Source organism: Nostoc flagelliforme FACHB-838 (assembly GCF_014698065.1).
In the GTDB taxonomy this organism is placed as follows: Bacteria; Cyanobacteriota; Cyanobacteriia; order Cyanobacteriales; family Nostocaceae; genus Nostoc; species Nostoc flagelliforme_B.
Window position 1 is genome coordinate 1 of record NZ_JACJSI010000002.1, and the last position, 18,473, is coordinate 18,473.

Genomic DNA, 18,473 nt, shown 5'->3' on the forward strand with positions numbered 1-18,473 from the left:
TAATGCTTGATAATCTCCAGTGCTGGCTTTTCGTTGCAGCCATAGGTTGATTGTGTTTCGACTGATTTGAAAAACTTGCGCTGCTTCCGTTTTGTTCATCCCGTCTAACTCTATTGCCTGAATTACCTTCTGGCGTAAGTCGTAACTGTAAGGTTTTGGCATGAGCTTTCCTTGAGCTGAACGCTTCATCTGTATCTAGTTTTACTTTACTCACTAATTATACTGTTTGTCCTAACCGCCTTGGCGCTTGCTATAGTATTTTTGGGTCATAGCGAAAATGTGACCTTTCGCGTTGACACTCGGAATCATCAAAATTTTGCTACATCTGGAGAATGTGATGAGCTAACGTTATTTCTCCTCCGTATCCATTATCCGATCGCTGAGTTCCGCGATCGCATCTGGCAACAATATGCCGTCATTGAGTCAGAACTCTTATGGCTTACCGCGTTGCATCAAGATACCAATTTGGTTGTACCGTACCCCATACAAAACCTTAGTGGCAGTTTCATTACCTCTATAGCAATTGATGACACCAGCGAAAAGCTCAACTGTACACTATTAAGGTGGGTTGATGGTTTCCCTCTTGACATCGAACCTACACCGATGCAGTCCAGGCGAGTGGGGGAACTTATGGCTCAGTTACACCAGCACACCAGCCTTTGGGAATTACCTTTAGGTTTCATGCGACCAAAATACGACTGGGAGCAACTGCACGGCTCACTCATGAAGTTGCGATCGCTAGTAGATGCTGGAACGATATCTGTTATTGATTTCGCTGTGCTTGAGAGTGTGGTTCAGCGAATTAGTAATGTGATGACAGCACTGGAAAAAACATACACCAATTGGGGTTTGATTCACGCAGACCTGAATGAAAATAATTACATTTTTTATGCAGGTGAAGCACGGGCCATCGACTTTTCCTGTTGTGGCTTCGGCTACTACCTTTATGACATTGCTCATACACTGCTCCATCTGCTTCCCGAAAACCGGAGAGCGTTCCTCAGTGGCTATCAAAGCGTGCGCCAACTGCCTGATGAGTATCAAAGTATTTTGGAGGCATTCTTTCTGGCAGCAACTGTAGATAATTTTGCTTTTTTCGTGTCACAGCCAAATGAACACGATTACTTGTTAGAAACTTTACCCTACGTTACACAAAAGCTCTGTAGCAAATATCTTGAAGGCGAGCCATTTTTGTTCGAGTTATAGCTATTCTGCTTTTATATTAAAATGAGTTCGACGAAGTTCAACGAAGAGGCAGGCAAAGTCAAATCCCTTTCTGTTCTATCTCCCTTGCTCCCTTAACTCTTTTTCAATTTTGTCTCTTATATTCACAGTACGGATCTGTTGTACACTTCCAGCTTGACAATCGCGTAACCAAGTTTCAACTCCTTGGGCAACAGTACCCTTACTACTATCGCGTGGCGGAGATATTGGCTGTTGTCCTGAATAAGAACCAATTTGAGAAAACATCATCACTAAACGCCAACCAATTTTAGTTTTAGTCAACAATAACCAGTGGAATTCCTGCAATTCTACCGCTTTCTTTCCTATGTACTGCCGCTCTAAGGTAGTAAAGAAAACTTGCTCAACTCCTGATGCAGAACTTTTAGAAACGTCTGCACTATATTCTTCAAGGTTAAGGGGCAAAGGAGTAAACTCAGGTCTTCCTGCCACTAGCATATAACTGTAAACATCACTGCTTCTTCTGAGGCGACGGGCGCGTTGACTAGCGCGATTAGTATAACTAGGTAAATCTTGCAGTAGCTGTATAGTTAATGTTTCTAAATTTTGCTCAGAACATAAAGACTTCGCCCCGTCGTTAACATTTTCCTTTTCTGCTAGCGCAGAGGGTTTGAGGGTGAGATTTGTAGAGAACGCTGGGTAAGCAAGGCTATTTGATACTAAAACCCAGAAGCCACAAGCTAAAAGCCAACTATAATTTTTCTTCTTAAGCGAAGAGGTAAGATTTTTCTCCCCAACACCCTGCAACCTATTCCCCAGTTTCTCACTGACTTTTAGCTTCATGCCACCGTGGTTAACTCCTCAGAAATCCTCTTCCAGGCTAACTCCGGCTCAGTAGCAGTAGTGATGGGACGACCAATCACGAGATAATCTGCACCTGCAATAATTGCTTGTGCTGGGGTAAGCGATCGCTTTTGATCGCCAATATCAGCCCAAGTTGGTCTAATCCCCGGACAAACTAGCAAAAAGTCATTTCCACAAGTTTGTCGTAGCTGTGCCACCTCTTGAGGCGAACAAACTACCCCATCCAAACCAGATTCCTGAGCCAGCAGGGCCATTTCTAAAGCATATTCTGGCAATTCTAGGGGTATTTTTAAATCAAATGCCAACTGCCGAGCAGAAATGCTCGTTAGCAGGGTAATCGCAATTAACTTTGGTGGTTCTACACCTGCTTTTGTAGCTCCTTCCTGTGCCGCCTCAGTTGCGGCTTTCAGGGCATCTCTACCAGCAGTAGCATGAATTGTCAGTAAATCCACTCCGTATCTAGCTGCACTCCGGCAAGCACCAGCAACGGTATTGGGAATATCATCAAACTTTAAATCTAAGAAAATGCGCTTTTGCCGAGACTTTAACACTTCCAGAATTTTCGGGCCAGTACTGGTAAACAACTCTAAACCGACTTTCCACCAAACTACTTGCGGTAGCTGATCTGTAAGAGCGATCGCACTTTGTTCATCTGGTACATCTAATGCCACAATAACTCGTTGTTCTGCCTGTTCACCATTCCCCATTTCCCACTCCCCATTTCCCATTTAAGGCACTAAACGCACAAACTTATTTTTCCCAACTTGTAAAACCTTACCTTGTAACTCAGCAAGAGAAGCAAAAGTAGTATCAATATCACTAATGCGATCACCATCTAAGCGCACTCCACCCTCCTGAATTTTCCGCTTTCCTTCGCCTGTACTTTTGCACAAGCCAGTGGCATTGAGAATATACGCTAACTTAGTAGGAAATTGTTGCACATCAGCTAAAGAAAATTCTGGAACTGCACCTTCCTTACCACCGCTTTGGGCGGCTTCTTTCGCTTCTTGGGCTGCTTTTTCGCCGTGATACTGCTTAACAACTTCCCATGCTAAAAGTGTCTGGCGATCGCGGGGATTTTCTGGCAGTTTGTCCAAAGGTAAATCCGTCAACAGTTCAAAATACTGTGACAGCAGATGATCGGGAACTCCTTGCAACTTTTGATACTTTTGTCCTGGGTGTTCTGACAATCCGATATAATTACCTAAAGACTTAGACATTTTTTGCACGCCATCCGTGCCAATCAAAATTGGCAACAGCATTCCAAATTGGGGCTTTTGACCAAAATGGCGCTGCAAATCTCTGCCTACAGCAATGTTAAATTTCTGATCAGTGCCACCTAATTCCACATCTGCCTCAACTGCAACCGAATCAAAACCTTGCATTAACGGGTACAGGAACTCATGGATAAAAATCGGATTCTCTTTTTTATAGCGATCGGCAAATCCTTCCTTCGCCAACATCTGCCCTACCGTCATCGTGGAGAGTAACTCCAAAATTTTCTCTAAGTTGAGCTTAGAGAGCCATTCGGAGTTATAACGCACCTCTAACCTTCCTGGTGTGTCAAAATCCAAGATAGGACGTACTTGGTCAAGATAAGTCTGAGCATTTTGAGCGACATCTGCTTCTGTCAGCTGACGACGCACTTCAGATTTACCAGTCGGATCGCCGATACGCGCTGTAAAATCACCAATAATTAAAACTGCTGTATGACCTGCATCTTGAAATCCTCGCAGTTTTCGTACTGGTATGCTATGACCAAGATGAATATCAGTACCTGTAGGGTCAATCCCCAATTTGATCCTCAAAGGTTGGTTTGTAGTTAGTAAGAGTCTTTCTAGACTTTCGCTGTTAACATCAACTGATTGTGGGAAAACTTCTACTACACCACGACGCAGCCAAGCAAAATCTGGCGTCATTTTAAGAGACTCATTATTAGCTATGTTTTGCACACTAGAAGTTAAGTTGGTTATAACCACTTGCAATTTATCCACTTTCTCATCTGCCAAACTACTATAATTGCAAAAAATTAACCGCCTTGCTTCGCCCAATCAATTACAGTTAAATTTACAAGTGAGGAAGTGAAACCGCCGTGTCGTCGTCTAGGACTTTTGAAAACAAACAGCCACAACATCAGGCTTCATCAGGTTTTGAGTTTTTGAAAGGAGTCGGTCAGGTAACTGGCGGTACACTCCTCTCAATCACCATGCTGGCAAGTTCCATTGTAGCCGGAGGACTGGTTGGTTTAGCGATTAGTTTCCGTAATTTGCCAGATGTGAGACAGCTACGTAATTTTTTCCCCTCAGAAACAACTTACATCTATGACCTTAAAGGCAAACTTTTAACGAGTATCCACGGGGAAGCCAACCGAGAAGTCGTACCCCTAGATAGGATTTCCCCGAATTTAAAACGGGCAGTATTAGCAAGTGAAGATAGCCACTTCTACGATCACCACGGTATTAACCCCACTGGTGTTGGCCGTGCTGTAGTAGTTAACACTGTAGCAGGTGGAGTCAAAGAGGGTGGCTCTACTGTTACTATGCAGTTGGTAAAAAACCTATTTTTATCTCGCAAGCGTGCCTTTACCCGTAAGTTAGCCGAGGGGGTGCTGGCAATCCGGTTAGAGCAAATTCTTACCAAAGACCAAATATTAGAAATGTACCTCAATCAAGTTTATTGGGGTCATAACAATTATGGTGTACAAACCGCAGCCCGCAGTTACTTTAATAAGTCAGCAGAATATTTAAGCTTGGGTGAGTCGGCAATGATGGCGGGTTTGATCCAAGCACCAGAAGAATTTAGCCCGTTTGCGAGCATGAAACTGGCAAAACAGAAACAAAAAGAAGTGCTGGGACGGATGCTGGAATTGAACTGGATTAACCAGTCAGAGTACGACAATGCCCTCAAGCAAGAAATCAAACTTGGTAGAATCAAATCCTTTCAAGGTAGTGCCCTACCTTATGTAACCAACACTGTAGCTCAAGAGTTGGCTAAGAAGTTTGGGCGTGAAACACTACTTAAAGGCGGGATGCGGGTGCAAACTACAGTTGATGCCAAATTCCAAATCATGGCAGAGGAAACTGTCGGTAAGTGGCATAAATCACTGCTTGGGCAGGGATTATCTAAGAACCAAATCGCTTTAGTAGCAATTGACCCACGCACGCATTTTATTAAAGCACTAGTGGGCGGTGTAGATCCCAAGGTTAGTGAATTCAATCGTGCAACTCAAGCTCAACGCCAGCCCGGATCTTCTTTTAAACCGTTTGTTTACTATGCTGCTTTTGCTACTGGTAAATATGGGCCAGACTCAACGGTGGTAGATTCTCCAGTTAGCTATCAAGATGGTAATGGCCGGTACTTTCCCAGAAATTATGATGGGGGTTTTAGCGGCCCGATGCCAATCCGCACAGCTTTGGCCCAATCACGCAACATTCCCGTGATCAAGATTGGTAAAGCTATTGGCATGAATAGAGTGATCGAAACTTGCCGTACCTTGGGCATCATGAGTCCGATGGAACCAGTTACCTCCCTACCTCTGGGTGCAATTGGTATGACTCCTCTAGAAATGGCTAGTGCCTATGCTACCTTTGCTAATTATGGCTGGCAATCCCCACCTACTGTAATAGCGCGCGTCACCGATAGTAGTGGTAACGTGTTATTAGATAACACTCCTAAACCCCAGCTAGTTTTAGACCCTTGGGCATCGGCAGCCATTATCGATGTGATGCGAACGGTAGTTACTAATGGTACAGGTAAAGGTGCTGCAATACCTCGTCCAAGTGCTGGTAAGACAGGTACAACTTCCTCAGAAAAAGATATTTGGTATGTTGGTACTGTGCCACAGTTAACCACCGCTGTTTGGGTAGGGAGGGACGACAACAGACAATTAGCTAGCCGTGCTACAGGTGGCGGTATGGTTGCTCCCATCTGGAAAGATTTTATGGAAAAGGCACTTAAGAACGTACCAGTAGAAAACTTCAAGCCACCTTCACAGTTTTCTCGTCCTAAGTCACAATAATTTTGAATTTTGGATTTTGGATTTTGGATTAATTGCCAATCCAAAATCTAAAATCGACTAGGTTTGTTTTTCTAGCTCGGCTTTCATCCGTTCTAAAGTGAGGTGCATTTGGTCAAACATCTGCTGTGGAGTGACACCGAACTGACCTAGTTGTGTTTTCAGCTGTTCTACTGTCATTTGTGCCATGAAATCTTCTGATAACTCGAAACGCTTCATAAAGATGCGATACCGATCCATCATGGTTTCCATTTGCTCAATAAACAGCTTTTTGCCTTCGCGGTCAAATTTGCCGTAGTCGTTGCCAAGTTTGATCAGCGCTTGATAATCCTCAAACAGCTGTTTTGCTTCTTGCTGAACTATCTCAGAATCGAAGAATCCCATATTGCTTATATTAAACTGAGCGCCCAGACCCAGTAGCTTAATAGTTTTACTTCTATTTATTATTTTAGTCTAGGGGAGTAACCTAGTCACAAAGCTTCGGTTTTAGTACGGTTTGTTACCGAAATTTCAACACTTGACTTGAGAACGTTTCCCCTCGTTAAATCGACTTAATAAAGCCGCAATACTTAGAGCTTTAGCCATTGATTTAGGATCAGTGTTTTCACCCGGTTTAATTTTTAGTCCGGGAGCGTATTTCAGGGCTAGTGAATCTTGTGGGTTAAGTTTTAATGCTTGACGGATGTAAACCCTAGCCATACCGATAAATTTCTGTTTGAGATGTACCAAACCTAATAAAGCATAATAGTTGCTGTTATTTGGCTCTAATTTGATGGCATCGCGCAGTTCTTGCACGGCTAGGGCCCAGTTGGCTAGTCTGACGTACTCAATCGCTCGCTGGTAATGACGTTGAGCGTAGTTTGCCAAAAGTGGTTTAACATTAGTTTTTTGATCTAATGTTAATTCAATTGGCTTGATCTCTACTTCCGGGATGATGCGAACAGCTTTTTGGGGCGGGAACAGGTCAGGTTTCTGCAACTGTAAGTAAACTAAATTCAGTATTCTAATTTGTTGTGTAACCTGATAAGACTGATGGAGTGATTTGTATTGAGCTTCTGCATAGCAGGCGATCGCTTCTTCGTAAAACAATTCTGCTTGGGGTGGAGACATTTCCATAATTTCCTCAGCTATGGCACTTTGAACACACAAAGCTTTCTGCTGTAAGACTCTTGCATCCGATCGCAGCATAGCGATCGCAATCAAGCGCTTGTGTCGATGTTTCAGTTGTTCATAAGCTGGATTGATTAAACGGCTAAATATTGCCATTGCCAACTCTTCGTCTGAATCGTAGCTTTTAGCATAGCGATCGGGATGGAGCAATTTCGCTAAAGTGTGATAGCGTTTAAAAATCTGGCGATCATCAGCACTTACAGAAATTCCTAGCACAGCGTAAGGATCACAAAGCTGTTTAAGCCATTCTGGCGGGAGGAAGGTCTGTGACATGGTAGTAATCTAGATCCATTCGTTAAAAACTTAAAATTAGCATCAAAGTTCAATGCACTGTCATGTGAAACTTACTCAAATTTCTTCAAATACTAATTTGTGGGATTTTCCACCCAAAAGTCCGAAGGGCAAGCTGGGGTAGTTGACTAAAATAAATTTATATGGACACTAATCATTAAAAATTTGCCAATAAGTCAGGATGTTGACTAAAATTACTTTTCTTGTCTACGAGATGCTACGCAAACTTATGGAATTTTGAATTGTTGAATATGCCTTTCGGCTGTCTTATTGTGGAAACTATGGTATTGATATATTCGTTAACAATATGTTGACTAAGCGTAAAAGCCGAAGTGTTGCCGCTGTTTTAGCTTTTTCTGGCACACTGACAATTTCAGGATTACATAAATTCTACCTGGGACAGCCTTTGTGGGGTATTTTGTATGTGTTGCTTTCATGGACACCCATCCCCAAAGTAGCTAGTGCCATTGAGGGAGTTTGGTATTTAGCTCAAGACGAGGAAGCTTTTGATCGTAATTTTAATCTAGGCAAGTCAGCAGCAAGGAACTCACAAAAGGTAATTAATCAGGTAGGAGCGATCGCTGACGCAATGCGTGAATTAGATGCTCTGCGCCAGGATGGACTGATTTCAGAGTATGAATTTGAACAAAAGCGCCGCCAATTGCTAGACCAGATTTCTTGAGGTAAGCAACAATCATGAATAACTGGCTACCTTTGAACTCCAAGCTGCAAAAACTCCGCGCCAAACTCCTCAACGATCCCTACTATCGTTTACAATCTGGGGAAGAAATTCAGATAGCGGCTAAATTAGGTATCCGCATTGATGCTAATCAAGCGACTGTAGATGATTGGTTACGCCTACCAGGGTTGTCAATTCACCAAGCGCGATCGCTTGTAGAACTTTCGCGTTCGGGTGTGAAGTTTTACTGTATTGAAGATATCGCTGCGGCTTTAGGTATGCCAGCGCCACGCCTGGAACCATTAAAGCCTCTGCTGAATTTTATTTACTATGACCACGAATCTTTAGAAAATCCGACGCATTTAGTTAATCCAAATGCAGCAACCGTTGAAAAATTAGTACAAATTCCATTTATAGATTTGTCTCTGGCGCAAGCAGTGGTGCAAAATCGGCAATCAGCCGGGCCTTACCGTAACCTAGCTGATTTCCAGCGACGGCTGGAGTTAACTGGTGATGCGATCGCTCAGATGATGTATTATTTAACGTTTTAAGTGAAAAGTTAGAAGTCTTAAAATAACTCCTAACTCTGGCAATTTTAGGTTTTGAGTCGAACCTTTGGTGCGCTCATAGCGCAACTTGGATTGAAAGAAAAATCTAAAATCCAAAATTGATTAAATGAACCCAATGCGATCGAGAGGCCAAAAGCGAAACGTTGCTCGACCGATGACATTTTTTCTGGGTAAAAAGCCCCAATAGCGAGAGTCATTACTATCGTTGCGGTTATCTCCCATGACAAAAAACTCATTTTCTGGGACTTTTACTGGTTGATATGGCTGATTTGGGGGTTCAGCGATGTAGTCTTCTGCCAAGGGTTGACCGTTAAGGTAGACTTTACCAAAAGCAACACTAATTACCTCACCAGGTTTGCCAATAACCCGCTTGATGAAAGCTTGATCTTTGGGATATCCTCGACGTTGTAGTTCTGCGGGTGGCTGAAAAACAATAATATCCCCAGTTATGGGAGGGTGAAAATGGTAAGAGATTTTTTCAACTACTAAGCGATCGCCTGTATGTAAAGTGGGCAACATCGAGTCAGAAGGTATATAACGGGGTTCAGCGATAAAAGTCCTGATCAGGAATGCCAAACACAATGCGATCGCAATTAAAATCAGATTTTCTTGCCAATTACGCCATATTTTTAACGACGCACGCTCTTCTTTTGCATCACTTTCGTGAGGAATCATAAAAGTTTCTAGCCAGTTTCAGAAGTGAGACAAATACCTTGATTATTTTGACTCAAAAGGTATATTAATAGGAAATCTGGGTTTAAGTTCAACCCCTACATATATTAAATAATACACTTAGCGCATCTACCCAAGATAAGCAAAAGTACTGTGAAGAGACTATGGCCTGCTTAAGGCAATATAAGCTAATGATTACGATTCCTAAATAGATAATTAAAAATATTCATTCTAATTGTTGTAATTATAAGGCAAGTTATGAGACGATTTAAGGCTTTGCTTCCTTCTGCTAAAAAAGTTAGTTAACAGCTGGTAAATTGATACAGCCAATCAGTCTTTTCTTTGAGCAGAAAATTGGTCGTTAGGTGGCAAAAGAGTTTACTCCATCTCTAACAATATCTGCCTCACTTTACTGAAAAAAGCAAAGGGCAGCCTTGTTAAAGGCTAAGTCGCAAGAAAATATATTTTGATATGTATTGTTAAGTTATATTACGTAAATTTACTGTTATTTAAATGTATTTTTCAATACAAAAAATTAGCTGCTAAAACACCATTAGTAAAAAATTTTACATTTAACTTTAGAGTTTAATGGTTCAATAAATAGATAGCATCTTAATTAGAATCAAATTTTAACAATTTACTTATATACTATGTGATTAACTTCAGTAATTGCACGGTGACAGTGAATATTAAATTGTACTATTAATTAAGATATAAATCTCTTTGGCGATTGGGAAGAGTATTAACAGACAGGTAGGTACTAGCAATTTAGGATGAAGTATTAGGATCGAAAAAAGAACTAAACTCCCAATAGAATTATTTTTGCTCAATTAGTCAAAAGTATTTAGATTAACGAATAAGTGCCCCTTGGCAATGAGAAACTATATTGAATCAATTTTCGTCTGGTATATTTCATAGAAAGTGCAAGTAACATACTGTCAGTTGAAAATTTAATTTTTTCTTCAAAAGGAAGCAATGGCAGCAGGCAGTAAAATATATCTTATCAAGAATGGAAACTAATAGTTTACTAAAATCTTTTTTGAAAGATACACTGTCCCTTAGAACTAGTTTTGTATGTTAATCAAATAACTCACTAAGTCGCAAATCATACAACTTTCTTATCAGAAAGTCTGGTTATGAAAACTACAGTCTGCAAAAAATGCAAACTGTAGGTACAACAGCTTAGTTGATATTATTTGCAAACTGATAAAACTTCAAAGGATAATACTGCCTTAAAGATGAAGTGGAAAACAGCGACTAATTCATAACTCCTATTAAAAGGATTTTGGGGTGTGGTTAATTATCTGATTATGCTCCTTCTTAGAGCTAGCGGTAAGAATGTGGAAGTACTAAGCTTGCTTGCCCTGCATGAGTGGTTTGACATTCAGCAGTACCAAGTATTGATCGCTCTAATCTAGAGTATCTAGATTTCAGTTAAAGCAATATAGTCTGTCTTCTAATTCTGAATTTCCGTTAGTCCCAATTTTAGTTTTCATAATTACCAGAAAGCAACTGGCATCTAAATATTTAAATAAAATGTGCTATTACTTACCGTCATAACTGTGGTTGATGGTTCGATCTTTGAAGGAGCTATGAGGTGGAAAACAATAAATCGTTTCTGTGGCCAGAAGGAATATTAATTGCGCTGCTTGCCTTATGTGGTGTTTTTAGCCTTGCTTTCATGATGCTTTTAAGGCCAAATACTTCGGAGGCTCAGAGTAGACCAACTATAAATGTTAAGGATGTATCTGCAAATGTAGGAACTCAGCAGCGTATTGAGAAACTAAGGGCGGTGATGCTTACAAGTTGGCAGCAAGAAGCACAAACAAAGGGTCTAGCCTACCCGATACCATCACGTTTTCAAGGGGAAATAATCAAGGCTGCAAAACTTACTCAGGGTGAAAAAGTGATTGCTCTCACTTTTGATGATGGCCCTTGGCCTCAAACCACAGAGCAAGTGTTAAATATTCTGAAATCAAATAATATTAAAGGGACGTTTTTTGTCGTCGGGCAGAATCTCAAAAATTATCCAGAGTTAGGAAGACAGATCGTTGCTCAAGGTCACGTAATTGCCAACCATACTTGGCATCACTGGTATCACTCCTTTAATCCGCAAGCAGCCGCTTTTGAAATTGATCGCACAACAGACCTAATTTATCAAGTTACAGGTGTCAAAACAAATCTGTTCCGACCGCCTGGTGGCATTTTGCACAATGGATTATCTGCTTATGCTAAAGGACAAAAGTATGCTGTGGTGATGTGGTCGGCTGACTCCACGGACTACAAGTTACCAACTGTACCAAAGTTGATTAATAACGTGATTAAAGACTCTAAACCTGGTGGGATTGTGCTAATGCATGATGGCGGTGGTAATCGTTCCAGAACTGTGCAAGCTTTACCAGAAATTATTAGCAACCTTAAAAAGCAAGGATATCGCTTTGTGACTATCCCAGAACTTCTAGAAATGGAAGATACAGACCAAAAGTTGCTTGCTAACAAAAAATAATTATTATTAATTATGGATAATTACTCAATAGTAATTAGCTAACAACTAATAAAATTATATTTTTTGCTTTAGATGCATTATTTGTGACTGGAGTTTAGACTATTTATTAGTGCAAAACTAAAGAACAAGTAAACTTTTAAGTTGATGAATAATCTTGGCTATTCAGATGACAGTTTAACCCGGTGATGGAGAGGCAATCACTGTCCAAGTTGCCATATATGTTCCAGCATACTTGTTAGAATAGTCAGTAGTGCTATCGGCAACAAACCAGTCAGGAGTAGTCTTCTGCTGTCGAACCTTTTTATCTAAGCCAATTTGTAGGGAAATATTCTCGTAAACGATTTCTGCCTTTACATCTTGCAGCAATTTTTCTACCAATTTTTGCAGCCATTCTGCCCGAACATACAGATTATGGGATGGATGATTGCCATAAGCAAAAGGTATAATAAGCACCAAATATCCTTTGTTGCTTATTAGTTTGTCTAAACAAAATTGAACAAGTTCTTGATCGTTATTTGGTTCTAGTGTTTCCTTATCAACATTATGAAATAGCAAGCCAGCTAGCACAACGGCATCAAATCTTTGATTTTTTGAAGCTAATTCTGGCAGTGCTACCGATAAATCTTTGGTAGTAAATTTCTGGTTGGGGTACAGTTTTGAACAGTATTGAATCGCACCTTCACTGTGGTCTATTCCAAGATAGTCACATCGCTCAGGTAGATATTTGTTCAAAGCCCCATTGCCACATCCTAAATCTAACAACGAGAATGAATGTTGCTTAAAAATCTCATCAAGATACCAAACTGATGGTGTGTATCGGGTAGCATTTTCAGGAGATTCAAAGTATGAATAATAATCATCCTGGAAACGTTCTTCTTCAGAAGTTTTCCGATCTGGAGCTTGCTCTTCTATCAACATTTTGAGAGACAAATTCTATTTGTTAGCAAACATTTCTACGTCAGTTTACCAGTATTTAGATAATGCCTTCTATACCCAATTAGGTAGATTTCAAGACAGTGCTGATATCAACTTTATTACTTGGACTTTCACAGGATTTAATTGTTTAGTCACTTTTGTTGCCATAATCTCAAGTCCATCTGTGAATCCGTTAGTGAATATTCCCCCTTTTTTAGGGGGAATATATTTCTCTTTACGCTCTTGAGGTAAATTCAGGGGAATGCTTTGGGCATCCAAAGGGATTTTCGCAGAGTACCTGTTTGTACAACTTCTCCAATGGGAGAATACCTGAAGACAGAGTATGAGAACGGTTACAGTTACTAATGACTGCTTACTAAACTGAACTCAGTTGTTTTTTCAGGATTAGCTTCTGGACTATCAGCTTCAGAAGGCGGAACCAACTGCCAGAATTTCGGCAAAAATTCTTGCCAGTTTTGCAGAATTTTCTTTGCCTTTGGTGAACCAGTACGTTGTGCATGAATTTGGATTAACTCTTGCAGTTGCTTTGCACCTACTTCTGTAATCACCCGTTGTATTTTGACAATTTCCGGGTTGACTAACTCACGAAATGAGTCGTCTTCATCCAAGAAGTATGCCAGTCCACCAGTCATTCCAGCTGATACGTTACGTCCTACTTTGCCGAGGACGACAATCACACCACCAGTCATATATTCGCAGCAGTGATCCCCAGCGCCTTCAATCACTGCTATGCCTTTGGAGTTTCTTACAGCAAAACGCTCTCCTGCTAAACCGTTGGCAAATAATATGCCACCAGTAGCACCATAGAGGCAGGTATTGCCAACTATCACGTTTTGTGATGCGTTATAGGTAGCATCAGTTGGAGGTTTGATGATGATTTCACCACCATGCATCCCTTTACCTACGTAGTCGTTTGCCTCCCCTTCAAGGGACAGAATTATGCCGGGGAGGTTGAAAGCACCAAAGCTTTGCCCAACACTGCCTGTGAAGTTGAGATTAATTTGTCCTTCAAAGCCACTATCACCATATTGAGAAGCGATCGCACCCGCTAATCTTGTGCCTACTGTTCTGTCAGTATTGATAATAGGGTAAGTCTTGGTGACAGTGGACTGATCCCGAATGGCAGTCTGAATATCGGCATCGGCAAGCATCTTGTCATCTAAAACCGCGCCATTGCTGTGAACTTCTTCATGCACTAACCAGCTACGATTGTCTCTGCTATTTGGTAGCTGAAGTAAACAATCGAGATTCAATGATTGGGTTTTGGTGAGTTTTGCCTCTTGGCGCAGTTTTAACAAATCTGCACGTCCAATGATTTCTGACAAAGAACGGTAGCCAAGTCGGGCTAACAAACTACGCACTTCTTCGGCAATGAAGTAGAAGAAGTTAACAACTTGTTCTGGTATTCCCGTAAACCGCTTACGGAGTTCTTCTTTTTGAGTAGCAACACCCACAGGGCAAGTATTCTTATGGCAAACTCGCGCCATAATACAGCCTTCGGCAATCATGGCGATGGAGCCGAAACCGAATTCTTCACCGCCCATCAATGCACCTATTACCACATCCCAGCCACTCTTGAGTCCGCCATCTACGCGTAAAATCACCCGATCGCGCAAGCCATTTTCCATCAAGACGCGATGCACTTCAGTTAAACCTAATTCCCAAGGTGAACCAGCATGTTTGATTGAACTGAGTGGCGATGCACCTGTACCACCATCATGACCAGAAATCTGGATGATATCAGCGTTTGCTTTAGCTACACCAGCCGCGATCGTGCCAATGCCAACTTCTGAAACTAGCTTCACCGACACCTTTGCTTTGGGATTAATTTGGTGGAGATCAAAAATTAGTTGTGCTAGGTCTTCAATGGAATAAATATCATGGTGCGGTGGTGGCGAAATCAGCGTCACACCTGGTTTGGAGCGCCTTAACATCGCAATGTATTGGCTTACCTTGGGCCCTGGCAACTGTCCACCTTCCCCAGGTTTAGCACCTTGGGCTATTTTGATTTCAATTTGTTTGGCATTGACGAGGTACTCTGGCGTGACACCAAAGCGTCCTGATGCAACTTGCTTGATGGCACTATAGGCTTTATCACCATTCCGCAATCCTTTTAAATGAGGTAGGGTTGGCGAGTGACCAAACTCGTCTACATCATCTAAAACTGTATAGCGCACTGAGTCTTCGCCGCCTTCCCCAGAGTTCGATTTACCGCCAATGCGGTTCATGGCGATCGCTAAAGTTTCATGGGCTTCTCTTGACAAAGCGCCTAAAGACATGCCGCCAGTGCAGAAGCGTTTGACAATTTCATATACCGATTCCACTTCTTCTAGAGGAACTGGGGTGCAATCGCCTTGGAAGTCTAGCAAGTCACGCAAGGCTGTTACTGGTCTGCCTTGGAGATGCTTTTTATAAACTTCGTAGTGGTCGTAGTTTTTGCCATCTAAAGCTTTATGCAGCGCCTTAACCATTTCTGGGCTATTCATGTGATACTCGCCGCCAGAACGGTATTGCACAAAGCCCAGGTTTTCTAACTTCCTAGTCGTTAGTTCTGGGAAAGCCTTAATGTGGAAGGAAAGCACTTCAGCAGCGAGTTCGCTCACACTCAAACCACCAATGCGGGAAGTCGTACCACGGAATCCTAGCTCGATTAAATCTCCACCGATACCGATAGCTTCAAAGATTTGGGCTGCTTGATAGCTGGAGAGCAGAGAAATTCCCATCTTGGAGAGGATTTTTAGCAAACCTGACTCTACTGCTTTGCGATAGTTTCCTAAAGCTTGTTCTAGGGTGATGGCGGGAATTTTTTGCACCCCCATTAACTTTTGAGTTCCGGGATCAGACCACCAATGACGCACCGTGTCCAAAGCCATGTATGGGCAGACTGCGCCAGCACCATAGCCGATCAGACAAGCAAAGTGATGGGTACTCCAGCATTGAGCAGTATTGACAATCAGGGATGTTTTCATTCGCAACCCTTCACGAATCAGATGGTGATGCACCGCACCCACTGCTAATAAAGGAGGAATGTAGGTATATTCTGTGTTGATACTGTCATTAACCCCTTCGCTATAGGCATCGCTTAATATTAAAATCTTTGCGCCTGCTCGGACTGATTCAGCTGCTTGTGCTTGTAAAGACTGTACAGCTGCTTTCAATCCTTCTGGGCCAGTGGCGATCGCAAATAGGGTTGACAACTCAGCCGTGGCAAATCCTGACAGCTTAACCGCCTCTAATTCAGCATCTGTTAGTACTGGCGACTCAAGTTTCAATCTCCGAGCATATTCTGGTTTGGGTTCTAATAAGTTGCCCCGTTCACCCAATTCGACTTTCAGAGACATTACCAGCTTTTCCCGTAGGGGATCGATCGCTGGGTTCGTCACCTGAGCAAAGCGCTGTTTGAAATAGTCATAAAGCAGGTGGGGCTTTTGTGACAGCACTGCTAAAGGAATATCATCTCCCATGCAGAAAGTCGGCTCTGAACCTGCGATCGCCATTTCTTTAATTACCATGTCTACATCTTCTGTGGTGTAGCCAAAGGCTGTTTGACGCTGAAGCAAGGTTTGCTCGTTAATTTTGTCAGTTGTACTATGCCCATTAGCATTTTCAGCAGCCAGATGTCCATTTCCATTTCCATTTGACGATTGACTGCTGACAATTTGTTTAAGTTCTTGGCGGTACTGTTGCAGCCATTCTCCATAAGGATGCTGCTTGGCGATGCGCTGCTTAATCTGCCAATTTTTCAGCACTTCATGATTTTCTAAATCCACGGCAATCATTTGCCCTGGGCCAAGTCTACCTTTCTCAACAATATCGGCTTCTGGGAAGTCCACTACACCAGCTTCGGAAGCTACAACAATGTAATCATCTTTGGTGATCGCATAGCGAGCTGGTCTTAAACCATTACGATCTAGAGTTGCACCAACTTTTTTGCCATCGCTGAATACTAAAAGTGCTGGCCCGTCCCACGCTTCTTGCAAGCCACTGTAATATTCGTAGAAATCAACAATTTCTGGAGATTCACGTAAAGAAGGCTGATTTTGGTAAGCTTCTGGAACCATAATCATTAAGGCTTCCAAAGGGCTACGTCCAGAACAAACTAGCAATTCCACTACGTTGTCTAAAGTAGCTGAGTCGCTGTTATCAATATGAACTAATGGCTTGAGTTCCTCAATGCGATCGTTCCATACAGGATGATTCAGGCTAGCTTCTCGTGCCATCATCCAGTTGATGTTACCCAACAAAGTATTGATTTCGCCGTTGTGCCCCAAAAGCCGCATTGGTTGGGCTAGCGGCCACTTGGGCATTGTGTTGGTACTAAAGCGGCGGTGATAGACAGCAAAGGCACTTTTGTAAGCTGGATTCTTTAAATCGTCATAAAAGCTGCCCAAGACAGCGGAACGCACCATGCCTTTATAGACAATTGTCCGACTTGATAACGAGCAAATATAAAATTCTTCTGAGATGTTAGTTGCAACTTTACTAATTCGGCGGCGGGTAATGTACAGCTGCCGTTCTAATTCATCGCCGCTTTTGTCAACAGAAGATAATAATACCTGTTCAATCTGGGGTTGATTCTCTCTTGCTTGTACACCTAGTAAATCAGGTTGCACTGGCACTACTCGCCAACCCAGTACAATCAATTTTTCTTCGGTCGCTACTTGCTCAACTGCCGCTCTAGCTTTTTGCGCTGCTTCCTGGTCTTGTGGTAGAAAGATCATCCCAACAGCTATATTATTGATGGATGGAAGTTCCTTTCCACTTTCGGCAAAGTCTTGTTGAAATAACTCCCAAGGGATAGCTGTCAATACTCCAGCACCATCACCAGAGTCTTGATCGGCGCTACAACCTCCCCGGTGTTCTAAGCAGGTTAAAGCAGCTAAGGCTTTTTCGACAATTCCGTGGCTGGTATGATTTTGGCGATGAGCAATAAAACCTACACCACAGGCATCCCGTTCCTCTACTAACCACTTTTGCCCCTGATAGGTATCTCTTGAATTTATGTCCGTTGTGATTTTCTGGTCTTGATTCATCGGTTTATTATTCATACCCTGTTCCTGAAATATTGAGTTACCAATTTTGCCACTACTTACGGGAAAAATTTTTAAATTCCGCGATGGAGAAATATATAAGCGCCGAAATTTAGTGAAAAAAAATTTTAACTTCGGTTTTACTTTCTTAGTTCACCCGTGTTAAAATAGTTACGTGCTGTTTATGTATTTGTGCGCTATTACACAAGTTCCCTCCGCCAAGACATTATTTTTGCCCTGACAGTTTCTTTTTTATATTGTGAAGCTAAGTATTTTCTCAATTCCCTTTTTCCAGATGCACTCTAGTTACTCATAGAGCCTATTTCGGCTCATCTGAAACAACACTAAAATTGAAATGTTTACTATGTTTTAGAGCCAATATCGTCCTGATCCAGCAATAAAATCAGCGTATTACAATATATACCCATTTGACAATTCCCAAATATTTTTGTTATTGCCTGGAGTTTTGTTGCTTACCAGTTGCCGCACGTATTATTTTTAACTAATTCTTACTGAAATAGCAATACTAGCAACGTTCGGCAAGGATCAAATATCCTAA

General features: G+C 41.9%; 14 protein-coding genes. 5 read left to right on the forward strand and 9 right to left on the reverse strand.

Features of this window, described 5'->3' with window-relative positions:
- The coding region (locus tag H6G97_RS01130; RefSeq protein WP_190938912.1) for an IS630 transposase-related protein at positions 1-162 on the reverse strand (162 nt) is incomplete at its 3' end.
- A gap of 117 nt (positions 163-279) precedes the next feature.
- Between H6G97_RS01130 and H6G97_RS01135 the strand changes: the two genes are divergently transcribed.
- A complete protein-coding gene (locus H6G97_RS01135; RefSeq protein WP_190938913.1) occupies positions 280-1,206 on the forward strand; it encodes a phosphotransferase in 927 nt (308 codons plus the stop codon).
- 75 nt (positions 1,207-1,281) lie between these two features.
- Here the strand turns inward: H6G97_RS01135 and H6G97_RS01140 are convergent, their stop codons facing one another.
- From H6G97_RS01140 to tyrS, 3 genes are read right to left on the reverse strand one after another with little or no spacing between them, the layout of a single operon-like run.
- On the reverse strand, positions 1,282-2,025 hold the full coding sequence (locus H6G97_RS01140) for a hypothetical protein (RefSeq protein WP_242054773.1): 744 nt from the start codon (positions 2,023-2,025) through the stop codon (positions 1,282-1,284).
- Positions 2,022-2,753: an orotidine-5'-phosphate decarboxylase gene (pyrF, locus tag H6G97_RS01145; protein WP_190938914.1), complete on the reverse strand. Its 732-nt coding sequence runs from the start codon at positions 2,751-2,753 to the stop codon at positions 2,022-2,024. Before pyrF ends, H6G97_RS01140 begins: the two co-directional genes overlap by 4 nt.
- A 21-nt stretch (positions 2,754-2,774) precedes the next feature.
- Positions 2,775-3,965 (reverse strand): tyrosine--tRNA ligase, encoded by a 1,191-nt coding sequence (tyrS, locus tag H6G97_RS01150; RefSeq protein WP_190938915.1) that lies wholly within the window; start codon positions 3,963-3,965, stop codon positions 2,775-2,777.
- Between the two features lie 173 nt (positions 3,966-4,138).
- On the opposite strand from tyrS, the gene H6G97_RS01155 reads away from it, so the two are divergent.
- Positions 4,139-6,064, forward strand: coding sequence for a PBP1A family penicillin-binding protein (locus H6G97_RS01155; RefSeq protein ID WP_190938916.1), 1,926 nt, complete (start codon positions 4,139-4,141; stop codon positions 6,062-6,064).
- A 57-nt stretch (positions 6,065-6,121) separates the two neighbouring features.
- Here H6G97_RS01155 and H6G97_RS01160 read toward each other — a convergent pair whose 3' ends face one another.
- On the reverse strand, positions 6,122-6,445 hold the full coding sequence (locus H6G97_RS01160; RefSeq protein ID WP_190938917.1) for a DUF1825 family protein: 324 nt from the start codon (positions 6,443-6,445) through the stop codon (positions 6,122-6,124).
- Positions 6,446-6,571: 126 nt separating this feature from the next.
- The gene (locus H6G97_RS01165; RefSeq protein WP_190938918.1) at positions 6,572-7,504 is read right to left on the reverse strand and encodes a J domain-containing protein; all 933 of its coding nucleotides are present in this window, start codon (positions 7,502-7,504) and stop codon (positions 6,572-6,574) included.
- Positions 7,505-7,829: 325 nt separating this feature from the next.
- On the opposite strand from H6G97_RS01165, the gene H6G97_RS01170 reads away from it, so the two are divergent.
- Together H6G97_RS01170 and H6G97_RS01175 are read left to right on the forward strand one after the other, a co-directional pair.
- Positions 7,830-8,204, forward strand: coding sequence for an NINE protein (locus tag H6G97_RS01170; RefSeq protein ID WP_190938919.1), 375 nt, complete (start codon positions 7,830-7,832; stop codon positions 8,202-8,204).
- A 14-nt stretch (positions 8,205-8,218) separates the two neighbouring features.
- Entirely contained in the window at positions 8,219-8,752 is a 534-nt protein-coding gene (locus H6G97_RS01175) for a ComEA family DNA-binding protein (protein ID WP_190938920.1), read from the forward strand.
- Between the two features lie 120 nt (positions 8,753-8,872).
- Here the strand turns inward: H6G97_RS01175 and lepB are convergent, their stop codons facing one another.
- The gene (gene lepB, locus H6G97_RS01180; RefSeq protein ID WP_190938921.1) at positions 8,873-9,445 is read right to left on the reverse strand and encodes a signal peptidase I; all 573 of its coding nucleotides are present in this window, start codon (positions 9,443-9,445) and stop codon (positions 8,873-8,875) included.
- Positions 9,446-11,039: 1,594 nt separating this feature from the next.
- On the opposite strand from lepB, the gene H6G97_RS01185 reads away from it, so the two are divergent.
- Complete coding sequence (locus tag H6G97_RS01185; protein ID WP_190938922.1) at positions 11,040-11,948, forward strand: polysaccharide deacetylase family protein; 909 nt, start codon at positions 11,040-11,042, stop codon at positions 11,946-11,948.
- A gap of 174 nt (positions 11,949-12,122) precedes the next feature.
- Here the strand turns inward: H6G97_RS01185 and H6G97_RS01190 are convergent, their stop codons facing one another.
- The gene (locus tag H6G97_RS01190) at positions 12,123-12,878 is read right to left on the reverse strand and encodes a class I SAM-dependent methyltransferase (RefSeq protein ID WP_242054774.1); all 756 of its coding nucleotides are present in this window, start codon (positions 12,876-12,878) and stop codon (positions 12,123-12,125) included.
- Between the two features lie 347 nt (positions 12,879-13,225).
- The gene (locus H6G97_RS01195) at positions 13,226-17,932 is read right to left on the reverse strand and encodes a glutamate synthase-related protein (protein WP_190938924.1); all 4,707 of its coding nucleotides are present in this window, start codon (positions 17,930-17,932) and stop codon (positions 13,226-13,228) included.
- Between the last annotated feature and the right edge of the window lie 541 nt (positions 17,933-18,473).

Coding starts and splice junctions, on each gene's coding strand:
- H6G97_RS01140 (WP_242054773.1), bottom strand. CDS start 2,025: ATGAAGCTAAAAGTCAGTGAGAAACTGGGGAATAGGTTGCAGGGTGTT.
- pyrF (WP_190938914.1), bottom strand. CDS start 2,753: ATGGGGAATGGTGAACAGGCAGAACAACGAGTTATTGTGGCATTAGAT.
- tyrS (WP_190938915.1), bottom strand. CDS start 3,965: ATGACGCCAGATTTTGCTTGGCTGCGTCGTGGTGTAGTAGAAGTTTTC.
- H6G97_RS01160 (WP_190938917.1), bottom strand. CDS start 6,445: ATGGGATTCTTCGATTCTGAGATAGTTCAGCAAGAAGCAAAACAGCTG.
- H6G97_RS01165 (WP_190938918.1), bottom strand. CDS start 7,504: ATGTCACAGACCTTCCTCCCGCCAGAATGGCTTAAACAGCTTTGTGAT.
- H6G97_RS01170 (WP_190938919.1), top strand. CDS start 7,830: ATGTTGACTAAGCGTAAAAGCCGAAGTGTTGCCGCTGTTTTAGCTTTT.
- H6G97_RS01175 (WP_190938920.1), top strand. CDS start 8,219: ATGAATAACTGGCTACCTTTGAACTCCAAGCTGCAAAAACTCCGCGCC.
- lepB (WP_190938921.1), bottom strand. CDS start 9,445: ATGATTCCTCACGAAAGTGATGCAAAAGAAGAGCGTGCGTCGTTAAAA.
- H6G97_RS01195 (WP_190938924.1), bottom strand. CDS start 17,932: ATGAATAATAAACCGATGAATCAAGACCAGAAAATCACAACGGACATA.